This is a genomic window from Amycolatopsis sp. lyj-109 (assembly GCF_046548995.1).
Lineage (GTDB): Bacteria > Actinomycetota > Actinomycetes > Mycobacteriales > Pseudonocardiaceae > Amycolatopsis.
The window spans coordinates 99,200-115,972 of sequence record NZ_JAJPWR010000002.1 but is presented as its reverse complement, the minus strand read 5'-3'; the positions used below and the strand labels follow the sequence as shown (position 1 = coordinate 115,972).

15 protein-coding genes are annotated in these 16,773 nt (G+C 68.3%); 10 read left to right on the top strand and 5 right to left on the bottom strand.

What is annotated here, in order from left to right; all coding sequences use genetic code 11:
- The first annotated feature begins 41 nt into the window (after positions 1 to 41).
- Together ACLJQF_RS04450 and ACLJQF_RS04445 are read left to right on the top strand one after the other, a co-directional pair.
- Positions 42 to 3,953: a DNA-directed RNA polymerase subunit beta' gene (locus tag ACLJQF_RS04450; RefSeq protein WP_410606915.1), complete on the top strand. Its 3,912-nt coding sequence runs from the start codon at positions 42 to 44 to the stop codon at positions 3,951 to 3,953.
- Between the two features lie 164 nt (positions 3,954 to 4,117).
- Positions 4,118 to 5,863 (top strand): hypothetical protein, encoded by a 1,746-nt coding sequence (locus ACLJQF_RS04445; protein ID WP_410606914.1) that lies wholly within the window; start codon positions 4,118 to 4,120, stop codon positions 5,861 to 5,863.
- 67 nt (positions 5,864 to 5,930) lie between these two features.
- On the opposite strand, the gene ACLJQF_RS04440 is transcribed toward ACLJQF_RS04445, so the two are convergent.
- Positions 5,931 to 6,716, bottom strand: a complete 786-nt coding sequence (locus tag ACLJQF_RS04440) for a M15 family metallopeptidase (protein ID WP_410606913.1) — start codon at positions 6,714 to 6,716, stop codon at positions 5,931 to 5,933.
- Positions 6,717 to 7,102: 386 nt separating this feature from the next.
- On the opposite strand from ACLJQF_RS04440, the gene ACLJQF_RS04435 reads away from it, so the two are divergent.
- Positions 7,103 to 7,744 (top strand): zinc ribbon domain-containing protein, encoded by a 642-nt coding sequence (locus ACLJQF_RS04435; protein WP_410606912.1) that lies wholly within the window; start codon positions 7,103 to 7,105, stop codon positions 7,742 to 7,744.
- A gap of 55 nt (positions 7,745 to 7,799) precedes the next feature.
- Positions 7,800 to 8,024, top strand: coding sequence for a hypothetical protein (locus ACLJQF_RS04430; RefSeq protein WP_410606911.1), 225 nt, complete (start codon positions 7,800 to 7,802; stop codon positions 8,022 to 8,024).
- Here the strand turns inward: ACLJQF_RS04430 and ACLJQF_RS04425 are convergent.
- From ACLJQF_RS04425 to ACLJQF_RS04410, 4 genes are read right to left on the bottom strand one after another with little or no spacing between them, the layout of a single operon-like run.
- The gene (locus tag ACLJQF_RS04425; RefSeq protein WP_410606910.1) at positions 8,005 to 8,622 is read right to left on the bottom strand and encodes a hypothetical protein; all 618 of its coding nucleotides are present in this window, start codon (positions 8,620 to 8,622) and stop codon (positions 8,005 to 8,007) included. The two genes, ACLJQF_RS04430 and ACLJQF_RS04425, sit on opposite strands and share 20 nt — an antisense overlap.
- Positions 8,623 to 8,624: 2 nt before the next feature.
- A complete protein-coding gene (locus ACLJQF_RS04420) occupies positions 8,625 to 9,851 on the bottom strand; it encodes a hypothetical protein (protein WP_410606909.1) in 1,227 nt (408 codons plus the stop codon).
- A gap of 10 nt (positions 9,852 to 9,861) precedes the next feature.
- The gene (locus ACLJQF_RS04415) at positions 9,862 to 10,203 is read right to left on the bottom strand and encodes a hypothetical protein (protein WP_410606908.1); all 342 of its coding nucleotides are present in this window, start codon (positions 10,201 to 10,203) and stop codon (positions 9,862 to 9,864) included.
- Positions 10,203 to 10,751, bottom strand: a complete 549-nt coding sequence (locus tag ACLJQF_RS04410; RefSeq protein WP_410606907.1) for a YbaB/EbfC family nucleoid-associated protein — start codon at positions 10,749 to 10,751, stop codon at positions 10,203 to 10,205. The genes ACLJQF_RS04415 and ACLJQF_RS04410 overlap by 1 nt, the downstream gene beginning before the upstream one ends.
- Positions 10,752 to 10,906: 155 nt before the next feature.
- Between ACLJQF_RS04410 and ACLJQF_RS04405 the strand changes: the two genes are divergently transcribed.
- The 6 genes from ACLJQF_RS04405 (at position 10,907) to rpsJ (ending at position 16,765) form a co-directional block, all read left to right on the top strand.
- Entirely contained in the window at positions 10,907 to 11,062 is a 156-nt protein-coding gene (locus tag ACLJQF_RS04405) for a hypothetical protein (protein WP_091304693.1), read from the top strand.
- A gap of 631 nt (positions 11,063 to 11,693) precedes the next feature.
- The gene (rpsL, locus tag ACLJQF_RS04400) at positions 11,694 to 12,068 is read left to right on the top strand and encodes a 30S ribosomal protein S12 (protein ID WP_003102113.1); all 375 of its coding nucleotides are present in this window, start codon (positions 11,694 to 11,696) and stop codon (positions 12,066 to 12,068) included.
- Positions 12,068 to 12,538, top strand: coding sequence for a 30S ribosomal protein S7 (gene rpsG / locus ACLJQF_RS04395; RefSeq protein ID WP_003102106.1), 471 nt, complete (start codon positions 12,068 to 12,070; stop codon positions 12,536 to 12,538). The genes rpsL and rpsG overlap by 1 nt, the downstream gene beginning before the upstream one ends.
- 74 nt (positions 12,539 to 12,612) lie before the next feature.
- The gene (gene fusA / locus ACLJQF_RS04390; RefSeq protein WP_410606906.1) at positions 12,613 to 14,712 is read left to right on the top strand and encodes an elongation factor G; all 2,100 of its coding nucleotides are present in this window, start codon (positions 12,613 to 12,615) and stop codon (positions 14,710 to 14,712) included.
- Between the two features lie 129 nt (positions 14,713 to 14,841).
- Entirely contained in the window at positions 14,842 to 16,035 is a 1,194-nt protein-coding gene (gene tuf, locus ACLJQF_RS04385; protein WP_360279848.1) for an elongation factor Tu, read from the top strand.
- A 424-nt stretch (positions 16,036 to 16,459) separates the two neighbouring features.
- Entirely contained in the window at positions 16,460 to 16,765 is a 306-nt protein-coding gene (gene rpsJ / locus ACLJQF_RS04380; protein WP_003102098.1) for a 30S ribosomal protein S10, read from the top strand.
- Positions 16,766 to 16,773: the final 8 nt, after the last annotated feature.

The window sequence follows — 16,773 nt, the reverse complement described above, 5'->3', positions numbered from 1 at the left end:
CACCCCCTCTCTAGCCGAAACAACCCCAAGGGGATCTAGACGTGCTGGACGTCAACTTTTTCGATGAGCTCCGCATTGGTCTCGCCACTGCTGACGACATCCGTCAGTGGTCCTTCGGCGAGGTCAAGAAGCCGGAGACCATCAACTACCGGACGCTCAAGCCCGAGAAGGACGGCCTCTTCTGCGAGAAGATCTTCGGTCCGACCCGGGACTGGGAGTGCTACTGCGGCAAGTACAAGCGCGTCCGCTTCAAGGGCATCATCTGTGAGCGCTGCGGCGTCGAGGTGACCCGCGCCAAGGTGCGCCGTGAGCGGATGGGCCACATCGAGCTGGCCGCCCCGGTCACCCACATCTGGTACTTCAAGGGTGTTCCGTCCCGCCTGGGCTACCTGCTGGACCTGGCGCCGAAGGACCTCGAGAAGATCATCTACTTCGCTGCTTACGTCATCACCGGCGTGAACACGGAGCTGCGCCACAACGACCTGCCGACCCTCGAGAACGAGATCGGCGTCGAGCGCAAGAACCTCGAGACCAAGCGTGACGCCGACATCGAGGCCCGCGCGCAGAAGCTCGAAGCCGACCTGGCCGCGCTGGAGGCGGAGGGCGCCAAGTCCGACGTCCGCCGCAAGGTCAAGGAGGGCGGCGAGCGCGAGATGCGCCAGCTGCGCGACCGCGCCGGCCGCGAGCTGGACCGCCTCGAGGAGGTCTGGACGACCTTCACGAAGCTCGACACCCGCCAGCTGATCGCCGACGAGCTGCTCTACCGCGAGCTCGTCGACCGCTACGGCGAGTACTTCACCGGTGGCATGGGCGCGGAGGCCATCCAGAAGCTGGCCGCGGAGTTCGACGTCGCCGCGGAGGCCGACAACCTGCGCGACACCATCCGCAACGGCAAGGGGCAGAAGAAGCTCCGCGCGCTGAAGCGGCTCAAGGTCGTCGCGGCCTTCCAGTCCACCGGCAACGACCCGCGCGGCATGGTGCTCGACGCCGTCCCGGTGATCCCGCCGGACCTGCGCCCGATGGTGCAGCTGGACGGTGGCCGCTTCGCGACCTCCGACCTGAACGACCTGTACCGCCGGGTCATCAACCGCAACAACCGGTTGAAGCGCCTCATCGACCTCGGTGCGCCCGAGATCATCGTCAACAACGAGAAGCGGATGCTGCAGGAGGCCGTCGACGCGCTGTTCGACAACGGCCGTCGCGGGCGTCCGGTCACCGGCCCGGGCAACCGGCCGCTGAAGTCGCTGTCCGACCTGCTCAAGGGCAAGCAGGGCCGGTTCCGCCAGAACCTGCTCGGCAAGCGCGTCGACTACTCGGGCCGTTCGGTCATCATCGTCGGTCCGCAGCTGAAGCTGCACCAGTGCGGCCTGCCGAAGGACATGGCGCTCGAGCTGTTCAAGCCGTTCGTCATGAAGCGGCTGGTCGACCTGAACCACGCGCAGAACATCAAGTCCGCCAAGCGGATGGTGGAGCGCTCGCGGCCGCAGGTGTGGGACGTGCTGGAAGAGGTCATCACCGGCCACCCGGTGATGCTGAACCGCGCGCCGACGCTGCACCGCCTCGGCATCCAGGCCTTCGAGCCGCAGCTGGTCGAGGGCAAGGCCATCCAGCTGCACCCGCTGGTCTGCGAAGCGTTCAACGCGGACTTCGACGGTGACCAGATGGCGGTGCACCTGCCGCTGTCGGCCGAGGCGCAGGCCGAGGCCCGGATCCTGATGCTGTCGGCGAACAACATCCTGTCGCCGGCGTCGGGCCGTCCGCTCGCCATGCCGCGACTGGACATGGTCACGGGCCTGTTCCACCTGACCCGCCTCACCGAGACGGCCGAGGGCGCGGGCAACGCGTACTCGTCGACGGCCGAGGCGATCATGGCCTACGACCGCAAGGCGCTGAGCCTGCACGCCCCGGTCAAGATCCGCATCACCGACCGTCAGCCGGCCAAGGCCGACGAGGCTCGGCTCGCGGAAAAGGGCTGGGAGCCGGGCAAGGCGTGGCTGGCCGAGACGACCCTGGGCCGCGTGCTGTTCAACGAGCTGCTGCCGGCGGACTACCCGTTCATCAACGAGCCGATGCCGAAGAAGCGGCAGGCCGCGATCGTGAACGACCTCGCCGAGCGGTACTCGATGACCCAGGTCGCGCAGACCCTGGACCGGCTGAAGGACGCCGGTTTCTACTGGGCGACCCGGTCGGGCGTCACCGTCGCCATCTCGGACGTGCTCACCCCGGTGGGCAAGAAGGCCATCCTCGACGAGTACGAGGGCAAGGCCTCCCAGGTGGAGAAGCGCTACCAGCGTGGTCAGCTGTCGCACGCCGAGCGGAACAACGAGCTCGTCAAGGTGTGGACGCAGGCCACCGAAGAGGTCCACAAGATCATGGAGACGGCGCTGCCGGACGACAACCCGATCGCGGTGATCGTGAAGTCGGGCGCGGCGGGCAACATGACGCAGGTCCGGTCGCTGGCCGGTATGCGTGGCCTGGTGTCGAACCCGAAGGGTGAGTACATCCCGCGTCCGATCAAGGCCAACTTCCGTGAAGGCCTGTCGGTGGCGGAGTACTTCATCGCGACGCACGGTGCCCGGAAGGGCCTGGCGGACACGGCGCTCCGTACCGCCGACTCGGGTTACCTGACCCGGCGTCTGGTGGACGTCTCGCAGGACGTCATCGTCCGCGAGACCGACTGCGGCACCACCCGCGGCATCATGATGCCGATCGGCGAGGACATCGGCGACGGCAAGGTGCTGCGCGACCAGCACGTCGAGACCAGCGTGTACGCGCGGAACCTCGCGACGGACGCGGTGGACGCCAAGGGCAACGTCGTGCTGAACGCCGCCGACGACATCGGCGACCCGGCCATCGACAAGCTGATCTCCAGCGGCATCTCGAAGGTCAAGGTCCGCTCGGTGCTGACCTGCGAGTCGGTCGTCGGCATCTGCGCGACCTGCTACGGCCGCTCGATGGCGACCGGTCTGCTCGTCGACGTCGGCGAGGCCGTGGGTATCGTCGCGGCCCAGTCGATCGGTGAGCCGGGTACGCAGCTGACGATGCGTACGTTCCACCAGGGTGGTGTCGCCGGTGACGACATCACGACCGGTCTGCCCCGTGTGCAGGAGCTCTTCGAGGCTCGGGTGCCGAAGGGCAAGGCGCCGATCGCCGACGTCGATGGCCGCGTGCGCATCGAGGAGAGCGAGCGGTTCTGGAAGATCACGCTGATCCCGGACGACGGCGGCGAAGAGATCGTCTTCGACAAGCTGTCCAAGCGTCAGCGGCTTGCGAACACCCCGAACGGCCCGCTGGGCGACGGTGACCACGTCCACGTCGGTCAGCAGCTGCTCGAGGGCACCCCGGACCCGCACGAGGTGCTGCGGGTGATGGGGCCGCGCGAGGCGCAGATCCACCTGGTGGACGAGGTCCAGAAGGTGTACCGGGCGCAGGGTGTGTCGATCCACGACAAGCACATCGAGGTCATCGTCCGGCAGATGCTGCGCCGGGTGACGGTCATCGATTCGGGTGGCACGGACTTCCTGCCGGGCGAGCTGCCCGAGCGGACGAAGTTCGAGGCGCGGAACCGTTCGACGGTGTCCGAAGGCGGCGAGCCGGCTTCGGGCCGTCCGGTGCTGATGGGCATCACGAAGGCGTCGCTCACCACGGACTCGTGGCTGTCGGCGGCGTCGTTCCAGGAGACCACGCGAGTCCTGACCGACGCGGCCATCAACGGCCGCTCGGACAAGCTCGTGGGCCTCAAGGAGAACGTGATCATCGGTAAGCTGATCCCGGCCGGTACGGGCATCAACCGGTACCGCAACATCCAGGTGCAGCCGACCGAGGAGGCCCGGGTCGCGGCGTACGCGATCCCGTCCTACGACGACGGCTACTACACCCCGGACGTGTTCGGTACGGGTACCGGTGCCGCGGTTCCGCTGGACGACTACGACTTCGGCCGCGACTTCCGCTGACGAGGTTTTTGACGGGAAAGGCCCTCGCCGGGTTTCCGGCGGGGGCCTTCCTCCTTTTGTCACCTGATCGGGTATTCACCCGCCCCGGATGCGGCTAGAGTGAGCCGGTTCACGCGGTTCGGGGGCTTTGCGCGTTTCCAATGGGTAATCAGGGGTGACTGTTCGTGAACATATCCAGAAGCGCGAGATCCGTCGCGCGCGGTTTCGTCGCGCTGACGGCCGCGGCCGTGCTGACCAGCGTGTTCGCCGGCCCGGCGGCCGCGGAAGACCCGACGCCGGAGTCCCCGGCACCGACGTCGACTGCGCCGTCCACTTCGGAGGCGCCGGCCAGTTCGGAGGCACCGCCGCCCGCGCCGAGCTCCACCCAGCCGGAGAGCAAGCCCGCGGCGGCGCAGCCGCGGGCCGAGCGCGCCCGGATCACCGTCTCGATCGACCTCGACAAGGACGCCTACGCGTCCAGCGACGACGTCCACTTCACGATCAAGCTGACGAACACCGGCGAAGTCACCGCGGAAGGCGTCGAGGCCTACCAGTTCACCGACAAGCCGACCGACCTGGCGGTGCTTTACGGGACCTGGGGCGACCTGAGTACCGGGCAGGGAATCAGGCTCGAGCCGGGACAGTCCTTCGAGCAGACGGGCGTCGGGAACGTCCGGGACCTCCGGCAGGACACCGTGACCATCCGGGGCATCTTGTTCGACAAGACCGGCTCCAGCGTCAGCTCCGATTTCGGAGACTCGGCGAAGGTCACCCCGGCACCCGGCGAGGCGACGGGTGTCGTGTACGGCGACAAGAACGGTAATGGCGCCCGCGACAGCGGCGAGGAGCTGGCCGGGATCAAGCTCACCCTGCGGTACGTCCACGGCGACGTCACGTACACCGCGACGAGCGACGAGAACGGCAATCTCACCTTCAAGGTCCCGGCCGCGGACTACTACCTCGGCGGCGAGGTGGTCGACGGCTGGCTCTTCCCGTTCCGCACCGTCCACATCGGCGAGGGAACGAAGCTGGATCTCCGCGGCGCACCGCCGCTGAACGGCGCGCTCAAGGCGTCGATGAAGTTCACCCAGGACAGCTACAAGGTCGGCGAACTCGCCCACGTGGCCGTGACGTTGTCGAACTCCGGCAAGATCCCGCTCACCGGCATCGTGGCCGGCTGCAACCGCATCGGCGACCCCTACATCCTGAGTGGCCGGGCCCCGGGCTGGGGGGACCTCGCCGGAGGCGGGGTGACGATAGCCGCCGGTGAGACCCGGGTGATCGATGTGTCCGAGGCCGTCCCGCAGGCCGCCTTCAACCGCGGAATCGTCGTGGCCTCCTGCGACTTCGGCTACCGCGAGGTCGACTCCGAAAACCACGTGGAAGGCTACGCCCAGGCGGCTGTCCCGGGCGCCAAAGCCGTCGTCGAGGGCTCCATCGGCGTTTTCGACGACCAGGGCCAGGTGAAGCAGGGCCTCGCCGGGGTGAAGGTCGTGCTGGTGTCCGACCAGCACTGCCCGGTCACCGGCGAGCGGACCACCGATGCCAAGGGCCACTTCGAGTTCCGCGACGTCGCACCCGGGCCGCAGTACCACCTGTTCCTCTTGCCGCCGAAGGGCTGGAAGATCAAGTACGAGAACCCGCTGGAGATCTCCGTTTACGGCCCGCCGGAGAACCACTACCCGTGGCGGATCGACGCCGAGGAAGGTGACGCTCCGCTCCCGACGGTGCCTGCCAACCCGGCTGACTGCACCGCCGGCGCCCCGACCTCGACCACCGGCCCGGCCGGCGGGACCGGCGGTGGCCAGAGCGGTGCCTCCGGGCTGGCCAGCACCGGCGTCGACGCGATCGGCCTCGGCGCGCTCGCGCTGCTGGCCCTCGCCCTCGGCGGCGGTCTGGTGTTCGGCGCCCGCCGCCGTCGTTCAGCCTGACGTTCGAAACGACGCCCCGCGGTCCACAGTGGACCGCGGGGCGCTTTTGTTCAAGCACACTGCCGTTCTAGTGCAGGCTTCCCCGCGACACCGGGAAGTCGAAGTAGGTGTCCGGGAACGGTTCGCCGTTCAGCGTGAAGTGCCACCACTCCTCGGGCAGGTTGCGGAAGCCCGCCGCGGCCATCGTCGAGCGCAGCAGGTCGCGGTGCTGCCGGGCGACGCCGGTGATCGCCGGGTTGTCGGTGTGGGCGAGCGGGTCGAAGCAGTCGTAGCCGGTGCCCATGTCGACGGTGTTGTCGGGGAACCGCTGGTCCCGCGGCGCGAAGCACGGCACGAGCGGCTCGCCCGGGAAGTACGGCCGCTGGAACGGCGGCGGGATGCGGACGAGGGTGAGGTCCATCGTGCTCCCGCGGCTGTGCCCGGACTTCTCGGCGATGTACCCGTCGGCGAAGAGCCGGTCCTTGGCGACGTTCGGGTAGAACTCGGCCTTCATCTTCTCGTCGGCGAGGTCCTTGGCCCACCGCACGAAGTGGTCGACCGCCCGCTGCGGCCGGTAGCAGTCGTAGACCTTGAGCGTGTAGCCCTGCCGGACCAGCTGCGCCTGCGCCTTCCGCAGGCCTTCGGCGGCCTGCCGGGTCAGGATGCACAGCGGCTGCCGGTACCCGTCGATGCGGCGGCCGACGAAGTTGTGGCGCGTGTCGTAGCGGATGTCCTGCAGGATCGACGGCGCGACGTCCGACAGCGCCACGAAGTCGCGAGACGTTCCGGCCTCTGCGGACACGGGCAGAGCGAGACCGCCCAGAGCGGCGAGGGTGACGGCGAGGGCGCGCACCCGGCGAGTGAAGATCGGCATCCCTCTCGTCTAGCAGCTCGGCCCCGGAGACGCAGCCCCCTTCCGGGCAGCTCTTCGGTCAGGACCAGCCCTCGGAGGTCGTCGCGCGGAGGAAGTCGTCCGACGGTGGTCGCCCCGGCGGGGGCGGTGCTGGCGGCGGCTGTCCTGCCGCCGCGGCCGCCGGTGCCCGCCGCACGCGGGCCGGATCGCCGACCGCTGGGGCCCGGCCGTGACGGTCGACGCGGGCCTCGGCGTGCTGGCGTCGGCGACCGCGCTCGCGGCGCACACCGGTGGGCTGCCGGCCCTGCTCCCGCCGGCGCACCTGGTGCCCCGTGACGGCCGGTAGCCGGGCCGTTGTCGGCAAATCTCTCGTCCCCGCGGCGGCGGCCACCCGCCCAAGATGGGCCGTGGCTGACTCTGTGCCCTTCACGGACAACTTTTCGGACCTCTCGAACACGCAGGGGTACCAGTTCGAGTTCCGCTGCGAACGCTGCGGCAACGGTTTCCGCTCCGCCTTCCAGCGGGACAACGTCGAGACGGGCCGAAGCGTGCTTCGCGCGGTGGGCTCGTTCTTCGGCGGGACGCTGCGCGACCTGAGCAACTCGGCCGACCAGTGGCGCTACGACCGCGCGACGAACTCGCCGGCCAAGGACAAGGCCCTGGCGGCGGCGGTCGAGGAGATCACCCCGAGCTTCCGCCAGTGCCGCGGCTGCGGCGACTGGATGTGCGAGTCCCAGTGCTGGAACGAGGAGATCGGCCAGTGCCTGCGCTGCTCGCCGAGCGTCGCCGAGGAGATCTCACGCGCGCAGGCCGCGGCCCAGCGCGACCAGATCTGGGACAAGGCCCGCGACAAGGACTGGACGGCGGACCTGGACCTCGACACCCGGGCGAAGGTCACCTGTCCGGGCTGCGGCCTGAAAGCCGACGGCGGCAAGTTCTGTTCGTCCTGCGGCACCTCCCTGGCGTTGAAGGTCGCCTGCGGCGGCTGCGGGAGCGAGAGCAACAAGCCGGGCGCGCTGTTCTGCTCGGACTGCGGCGCCAAACTCTGACCGGAGACCTCTCGCTGATCCGGCGGATCCGCGCGGTCCCGGGCACCATGAAGGCATGACGCCCGTCACGAAGCGCCTCACGGTGATCGCCGTCGTGCTGATCACCGCCGGCGCGATCCTGCTGTCGGTCGGTGCGATCGGCTTCCGGGCGACGTCGGATCAGCCCGACGCCAACATCGGTGCGGGGTTCGCCCTGCTGGCCGGGCCGTACGTCGTCGGTCTCGGGCTGGTGTTCGCGTTGTCGGCGGGCTTGACCCACCTCACGACGCGCCGCCAGTGAGGTTCCACAGCGTCGACGGCAGGTGATCGGCCAGTTCGGCGAGGTACCGGGCCTCGGTGGTGAGGTTCTGCCGTGTCGCGCAGCCCTGGCCCCAGGTCCGTGCGGCGCCGTTTTCGATCACGACCTCCCGCTGCCCGAACCGCGGGTTCGCCGCCAGCCACCGGGCCAGCTCGGCGTCGAGCGCCGAGTCCGGCGGGAGCGTCGGCATGGACACCGGCTTTCCGGGGACCAGCCGCAGCTCCGGCCCCGGCGGCACGCGCACCTGCGTCACGTGCAGGTCGCGGAAGTGGATGTGGTCGTCGAAGTTCCGGTAGGACTCCCGCGTGTCGATCCCGAGCACCGGCCGGTCGCCGAGGCGGAACTCGACCCACGGGTCTTCCGGCGGCCCCATCAGCGGTCGCCCGGTCGGGTGAAACACGCCGAACGACGGAGCGGCGCCGGCGTCGCCGCTGCCGAACCTGCCGTCCCGTTCGGCCGCGAACGCCTTGAACCAGTGGTCCGCGCGGCTCGCGGCGGCCGTCCGCTGCGACCGCCACCAGATCGCGGCGGCCACCGCGGCCACGACCACCAGGACGCCGATCGTGAAGAGCGTCTGCATCGTCAGAAGTCCAGGTCCTCGCGAGTTTCCTCGACCGACTGGTCCCGGCCGGTCCCGTCGTAGTCGCTCGTCTTCTTCGCGTTCTTGACGTGGCTGTTGAGCTTGCCGAGGTGGTCGTTCACCGTCTTGGCCGGGTTGTCGCCGGGGTTGGCCGGGTTGAAGCCGAGCACGCCCTTGACCGCCGCTTCGCCACCCTTCTTGAGCGCTTCGGTGGCGCCGGCCTTCAGCATCGTCTTCCGGTAGTCGACCTTCCCGGCCGCGTCGAGCACCGGGTTCTCGAAGGCCTTCGCCCAGCGCTTCCCGATCAGGCCCTTGTCGCCGGCGGCCTTCTGGAGGAGGTCCTTGCCCTCGTTCTCCTTCGCGATCTTCGTCAGCGACTTGCCCAGCGTGGTCGAGGCGAACTTCTGCTGCAGCTTCCGGAGCCAGTCGAGCACCTTCTGCAGGAGCTCGCGCAGCTTGTTCACCTTTTGAGTGGTCTTCGCGGTCGTCTGGGCTGCCTTGACCTCGGTCACCGGGGCGGCGGCGGACAGCGAAGCGCCGCACGTCGGCACCGCGGCGGCCAGTGCCGGCACCCACAGCAGGATCAGCCAGGTCACGAACTCGGTGAGGATGGCCTTGATCAGGTCTTCGACGAAACTCATCAGCATGCTGTTGAGCTGCAGCATCCGGGCCAGGTCGCCGGACTTCCCGGCGACGCCCTCGATGCCGTGCGCGAACTCGCCCAGCGCCGTCTTCGCCGCGTTGCTCGCGTCGCCCTCCCAGCTCTCGAGGGAGCTGTCGGCGACCTCGGCGAAGTTCCTGGCCAGCTTGTCCAGCCCGGTGGCGATCGCGCCGAAGTTCTCCGCCGCGATCGCCAGCGCCGGGCCGTCGCCGCTGACGAAGTGGATCGCGTCCTGGACCGGTTGGACGGCGTTGACCAGGAAGTTCAGCCCCTGCCCGACCAGCCACCCGAGCGGGTCGGTCGCGATGTCGGTGATGGTGCTCGAACTCGACTGGATGAAGCTCGCGGTGTCGGTGGCGATCGTGCCGAGCGCGAGGGTGATGTCCGCCCCGTCGGGCTGCGGCGCGAAGACGGCCTTCGTCACCGAGACGGCGTCCTTGCCGACGGTGACCGCGCTCCCGGCAAAGGGCGTCGCTTTGATCGCGTTGTCGACGTTGACCCCGAGCACGGTCTTCGGGTCGCCGGGCTTGACGGTGATGCCGCTCGCGACGTCTTCGACCTCGGCCATGGTGTTCCCCTCAGTGCTTTTCCGGGCCGTCGAGCAGGACCTCGACCTGGCCGAAGAAGGTCTTGTGGTCGTCCTCGACGCCTTGGTAGACGTTCGCCGCGTCGGTCAGCTTGGCCTGCGCCGCGGCCAGGCCGTCCGCGATCGACGTCAGCAGCGAGTGCAGCTCGCGCAGGGTGTCGTCGTAGCCGCTCTTGGTGAAGAGGCCGACCACGCCCCACGACTTGTCGCCGACGTCGGCCTGGGCGGCCTTTTCGGTGATCTTCGCGCCCTGCTCGCGGTACTTGTCCAGGTCGCCGACGTACTTGTGCAGTGCGTCCACCCGGACCCGGTAACCGCCGGCTCCGTCGGACATCAGTCCTCCTCGTCGAACAGGGTGCGCAGGAAGCGGTCGCCCGCGGACGGGCCGTGCGCGGGTGGGGCCGGCGGCGGGCCGGCCGGCCGGAGCACCGGCTGCTCCGAAAAGTCCTGCGGAGCGCGCTCTTCCGCCGGCTGCTCTTCGGTGAGCTTCGACCGCAGTTCTTCGACGGTGGTTCCGAACGCGACGGCCTGCGTCTCCAGGACCTGGTCGACCAGGCCCAGGTCGTCGCCCATGTTCCCCTCGACGATCACGGCCTGCCGCCGCGCCGCCTCGCCGACGGCCTCCCGCAACGTGGTGAGGAGCGTCGCCGAGAGCGCCTGCGGGCCCTTGGCCAGCGCGGCCTCGGTGAACTTGACGTCCAGGACGGCTCCGCCGGGCCCGGTGACGACGGTGACGCCCCCGTCGGCCGACGCGGCGCTCGCCCGCAGTTCGGTCAGCTGCTGCTGCATGGCACCCAGCCCGGCGAACCGGTCGTCGGCGTGGCGGATGCCCGCCTGGAACCGCTCGAACTCGGCCACCAGGTGCTCGAACTCGCCCGACATGCGTTCGCTCCTCCGTTTTGTGGTGCACCCATCGTGACCCGCCGGCCGCACTGTGACGCACGGAACGGCCGATCCGATCCCACTGCGTCACCCGATCGGGTAATGGGTAGGTTCGGCCGGGAGGGAAGCAGGGGACGACGCGCGAGGAGTGTGTGATGACCAGCACCGAAGGGGCCGGAGGCTCCACAGAGGAACCGAAGTCGACGGGCAGCCACGCAGCCCCGGAGGGGGCGGGCGTGCACCCGCTGATCGACCTGTCCCGGGACCCGAACCCGGGCCGGCCGGACCACGCCAAGCCGGACGAGGACTGAGCCCGGAGCAGCGCTCTCGCCGGGTCTTGAATGACTCATTCACGACTTCGGACGTCCTGAATGACTCATTCATGACGTAGCGAGGAGCGGGCCCGGGTGACGGACTCGGTGGCTGCGGATGGTCTCGGCCCCAGCGCACCTCGTCGGAGGCGGTGCGCTGGTGGGCGGGGCCGCCCGGCGCCGGTCTCGGTCGCCGCGGTGCCCGGTGGCGCGAACCATCCCGGCGGTCGTGCACCGCCCGGGCGGCTCCGCGCCGCCGGAACACCCCCGAACCGCCCGCGCCCCCGCGACCGTGGTCGCCCCGGCGACCCGAGGCGCGGAATGTCCCGCAGCCCCGGGGCGTTGAGAGGTAGGCTGGAGGTTCGCCGACCTACAGACCCCCCGCCGCGTTCCTCCCGGACCCGGGCGGGTATCTTTGGAGACCGTGCCCGACATGCGTCGGGCCGCTCCGCGTGCCGTGCGGCATGGTCGGGGTGCTCAGGCACCCGGTCACCGGCTTCGGCAGGTCGGGGTTCCGACGGAAATCCCTCCGGGAAGTTACCGGTCGTCAGACCGTGACGCGGGCCGACACGCCCGACCGCGGGGGCCGGTGAAGACACGAAGAAGCAGATCACGACAGGAAGCTGGTCCATTGCCCACGATCCAGCAGCTGGTCCGCAAGGGCCGCCAGGACAAGGCTGCCAAGCAGAAGACCGCGGCCCTCAAGGGGAGCCCGCAGCGGCGTGGCGTGTGCACTCGCGTGTACACCACGACCCCGAAGAAGCCGAACTCGGCGCTGCGCAAGGTCGCGCGTGTGAAGCTGACCAGCGGCATCGAGGTCACCGCCTACATCCCCGGTGAGGGCCACAACCTGCAGGAGCACTCGATGGTGCTCGTGCGTGGTGGTCGTGTGAAGGACCTTCCGGGTGTCCGTTACAAGATCATCCGCGGTTCGCTAGACACCCAGGGTGTCAAGAACCGCAAGCAGGCGCGCAGCCGGTACGGCGCGAAGAAGGAGAAGAGCTAATGCCCCGCAAGGGTCCGGCCCCCAAGCGGCCGCTGATCTCCGACCCCGTCTACGCCTCCCCGCTGGTCACCCAGCTGGTGAACAAGGTGCTGAAGGACGGGAAGCGGTCCCTGGCCGAGCGCATCGTGTACGGCGCGCTCGAAGGCGCTCGCGAGAAGACGGGCACCGACCCGGTCGTCACGCTGAAGCGCGCCCTCGACAACGTGAAGCCCACCATCGAGGTGAAGAGCCGCCGCGTCGGTGGTGCCACCTACCAGGTGCCGATCGAGGTCAAGCCGGGTCGCTCCACCACCCTGGCGCTGCGCTGGCTGGTCTCCTTCTCGCAGGCCCGCCGCGAGAAGACGATGATCGAGCGCCTGCAGAACGAGCTCCTCGACGCTTCGAACGGCCTCGGTGCCTCGGTGAAGCGTCGCGAGGACACGCACAAGATGGCCGAGTCCAACCGGGCCTTCGCGCACTACCGCTGGTAAGTAGTTCGGCATCGCCGCCCGTCTTTTGGGCCAGCCATGCCGGGCCCCAAGCTTGAGAACAGGGGAACACTCTCGTGGCACGTGAAGTGCTGACCGACCTGAACAAGGTCCGCAACATCGGCATCATGGCCCACATCGACGCCGGCAAGACGACGACCACCGAGCGGATCCTGTTCTACACCGGGGTCAACTACAAGATCGGTGAAGTCCACGACGGCGCCGCCACCATGGACTGGATGGAGGAGGAGCAGAAGCGGGGTATCACCATCACCTCGGCTGCCACCACCACCTTCTGGGACGACCACCAGATCAACATCATCGACACCCCGGGCCACGTCGACTTCACCGTCGAGGTGGAGCGCAACCTCCGGGTGCTCGACGGTGCGGTCGCGGTGTTCGACGGCAAGGAAGGCGTCGAGCCGCAGTCCGAGCAGGTCTGGCGGCAGGCGGACAAGTACGACGTCCCGCGCATCTGCTTCGTCAACAAGATGGACAAGCTGGGCGCGGACTTCTACTACACCGTGAAGACCATCGTGGACCGCCTCGGCGTCCGCCCGCTGGTCATCCAGCTCCCGATCGGCGCCGAGAACGACTTCGAAGGCGTCGTCGACCTGGTCCGCATGAAGGCGCTGACCTGGCGCGGCGAGGTCCAGAAGGGCGAGGACTACTCGGTCGAGGACATCCCGGCCGAGCTGGCCGAGCTGGCCGCGGAGTACCGCGAGAAGCTCATCGAGACCGTCTCCGAGGCGGACGACACGCTGATGGAGAAGTTCCTGGAGGGTGAGGAGCTGACGGAGGCCGAGATCAAGTCCGGCATCCGGAAGCTCACCATCACCAGCCAGGTCTTCCCGGTGCTGGCCGGTTCCGCGTTCAAGAACAAGGGCGTGCAGCCCATGCTCGACGCGGTCATCGACTACCTGCCGACCCCGCTGGACGTCCCGGCCGTCGAGGGCCTGCTGCCCGACGGCGAGACCGTGGCCTCCCGCAAGGCGTCGGTGGACGAGCCGTTCGCCGCGCTCGCGTTCAAGATCGCCGCGCACCCGTTCTTCGGCAAGCTGACCTACATCCGGGTGTACTCGGGCAAGGTCGCCGCCGGCGCTCAGGTCATCAACGCGACCAAGGAGCGCAAGGAGCGCATCGGGAAGATCTTCCAGATGCACTCCAACAAGGAGAACCCGGTCAACGACGCCCAGGTCGGCCACATCTACGCGGTCATCGGGCTGAAGGACACCACCACGGGTGACACCCTGGCGGACCCGCAGAACCCGATCGTGCTGGAGTCGATGACGTTCCCCGAGCCGGTCATCCGGGTCGCGATCGAACCGAAGACGAAGGCCGACCAGGAGAAGCTGTCCCTGGCGATCCAGAAGCTGGCCGAAGAGGACCCGACGTTCCAGGTCAAGCTGGACGAGGACACCGGCCAGACGATCATCGCGGGCATGGGCGAGCTGCACCTCGAGGTGCTGGTGAACCGGATGAAGTCCGACTACAAGGTCGAGGCGAACATCGGTAAGCCGCAGGTCGCCTACCGTGAGACGATCAAGAAGACGGTCGACAAGCTCGACTACGTCCACAAGAAGCAGACCGGTGGTTCCGGCCAGTTCGCGAAGGTCATCGTGAAGCTGGAGCCGCTCGAGCGCACCGACGGCGCGCTCTACGAGTTCGACAACAAGGTGTCCGGTGGCCGCGTGCCGCGGGAGTACATCCCGTCGGTCGACGCGGGCGCGCAGGACGCGATGCAGTACGGCGTCCTGGCCGGCTACCCGCTCGTCGGGTTGAAGTTCACCCTGTTGGACGGGGCTTACCACGAGGTCGACTCTTCGGAGATGGCGTTCAAGATCGCCGGTTCCATGGCGATGAAGGAAGCCGCGAAGAAGGCTCACCCGGTGATCCTGGAGCCGATGATGGCGGTCGAGGTGACCACGCCCGAGGACTACATGGGTGACGTCATCGGTGACCTCAACTCCCGCCGTGGTCAGATCCAGGCCATGGAGGAGCGTGCGGGCATCCGCGTCGTGAAGGCGCTGGTCCCGTTGTCGGAGATGTTCGGCTATGTCGGCGACCTGCGGTCCCGTACCCAGGGCCGGGCGAACTACTCCATGTTGTTCGACTCCTACGCCGAGGTTCCCGCGAACGTCGCGAAGGAAATCATCGCGAAGGCGACGGGGGAGTAATCCCCCCAGCGCTCGCGGGCAATAAGGGACTCTCCTGAACGTCCGCAGCACCGACGAAGGAACAATCGTGGGGCGGCAGCCACGCCGCCCCACGAGCACAAAGCGAAATCAGTCCAGGAGGACATTCCAGTGGCGAAGGCGAAATTCGAGCGGACCAAGCCGCACGTCAACATCGGCACCATCGGTCACGTTGACCACGGCAAGACGACTCTGACCGCGGCTATCACCAAGGTGCTGCACGACAAGTACCCGGAGCTGAACGAGTCGCGGGCGTTCGACCAGATCGACAACGCGCCGGAAGAGAAGCAGCGCGGCATCACGATCAACATCTCGCACGTCGAGTACCAGACCGAGAAGCGTCACTACGCGCACGTCGACGCCCCCGGTCACGCGGACTACATCAAGAACATGATCACCGGTGCCGCCCAGATGGACGGTGCGATCCTGGTCGTGGCCGCCACCGACGGCCCGATGCCGCAGACCCGCGAGCACGTGCTGCTCGCCCGCCAGGTCGGCGTGCCCTACATCGTGGTCGCGCTGAACAAGGCCGACATGGTCGACGACGAGGAGATCCTCGAGCTCGTCGAGCTGGAGGTCCGCGAGCTGCTGTCCTCGCAGGAGTTCCCGGGCGACGACGCGCCGGTCGTGCGCGTGTCCGGCCTCAAGGCCCTCGAGGGCGACGAGAAGTGGGCCGAGGCCGTTCTCGAGCTCATGGCGGCCGTCGACGACAGCGTGCCGGACCCGGTGCGCGAGCTCGACAAGCCGTTCCTGATGCCGATCGAAGACGTCTTCACCATCACCGGTCGTGGCACCGTGGTGACCGGTCGCGTCGAGCGCGGCCAGATCAACGTCAACGAAGAGGTCGAGATCGTCGGCATCAAGGAGAAGTCGACCAAGACGACTGTCACCGGTGTCGAGATGTTCCGCAAGCTGCTCGACTCGGGCCAGGCGGGCGACAACGTCGGCCTGCTGGTCCGTGGCATCAAGCGCGAGGACGTCGAGCGCGGCCAGGTCGTCGTGAAGCCGGGCACCACCACCCCGCACACCGACTTCGAGGGCCGGGTCTACATCCTGTCGAAGGACGAGGGTGGCCGTCACACCCCGTTCTTCAACAACTACCGCCCGCAGTTCTACTTCCGCACCACCGACGTGACCGGCGTCGTGACCCTCCCCGAGGGCACCGAGATGGTCATGCCGGGCGACAACACCGACATCACGGTCGCGCTGATCCAGCCGGTCGCGATGGACGAGGGTCTGCGCTTCGCCATCCGCGAGGGTGGCCGCACCGTCGGTGCGGGCCAGGTTACCAAGATCATCAAGTGATTCAGCGCCCCGGCCGGGGGTAATACACCCCCGGCTCAGGGGCGTCAAATCACGTGTGCGACACTATTCAGGTTGCTCGTCCTGGGGCGGCCGATCCTTTCGCTGGTCTTTGAATCAGCAGAGTCGGCCGCTCCGGTGCGAGTGGCCACGGTCCGCGGAGCTCTTCCCTTCGGGTGAGGCGAGCGGGCAAGGGCAGTGAGACGGGCAGTGCTTGCGAAAGCGGGCCGGCTCATCGCCTCCTCACGTTGAGGAAGACCAGGCAAGACGACGATCCCGCGGGATCCGTCTGTGCGTCGGGCGCGACACGCCCGACCGCGTGGACCGGGGACAGGGCCGTTGAACTGCGGAAACCCAGGCCAGAGTGGCAACACCCGGCCGGGTTTGTGAGATAGCGGCACGAGACGACAAGGAACGAGCAGCCACCATGGCGGGACAGAAGATCCGCATCCGGCTCAAGGCCTACGACCACGAGGCGATCGACACCTCGGCGCGCAAGATCGTCGAGACGGTCACGCGCACCGGCGCCCGTGTTGTCGGGCCGGTGCCGCTGCCCACCGAGAAGAACGTTTACTGCGTCATCCGCTCGCCGCACAAGTACAAGGACTCGCGCGAGCACTTCGAGATGCGCACGCACAAGCGTCTGATCGACATCCTCGACCCGACGCCGAAGACGGTCGACGCGCTCATGCGCATCGACCTGCCGGCGAGCGTCGACGTCAACATCCAGTAGTAGCGGCG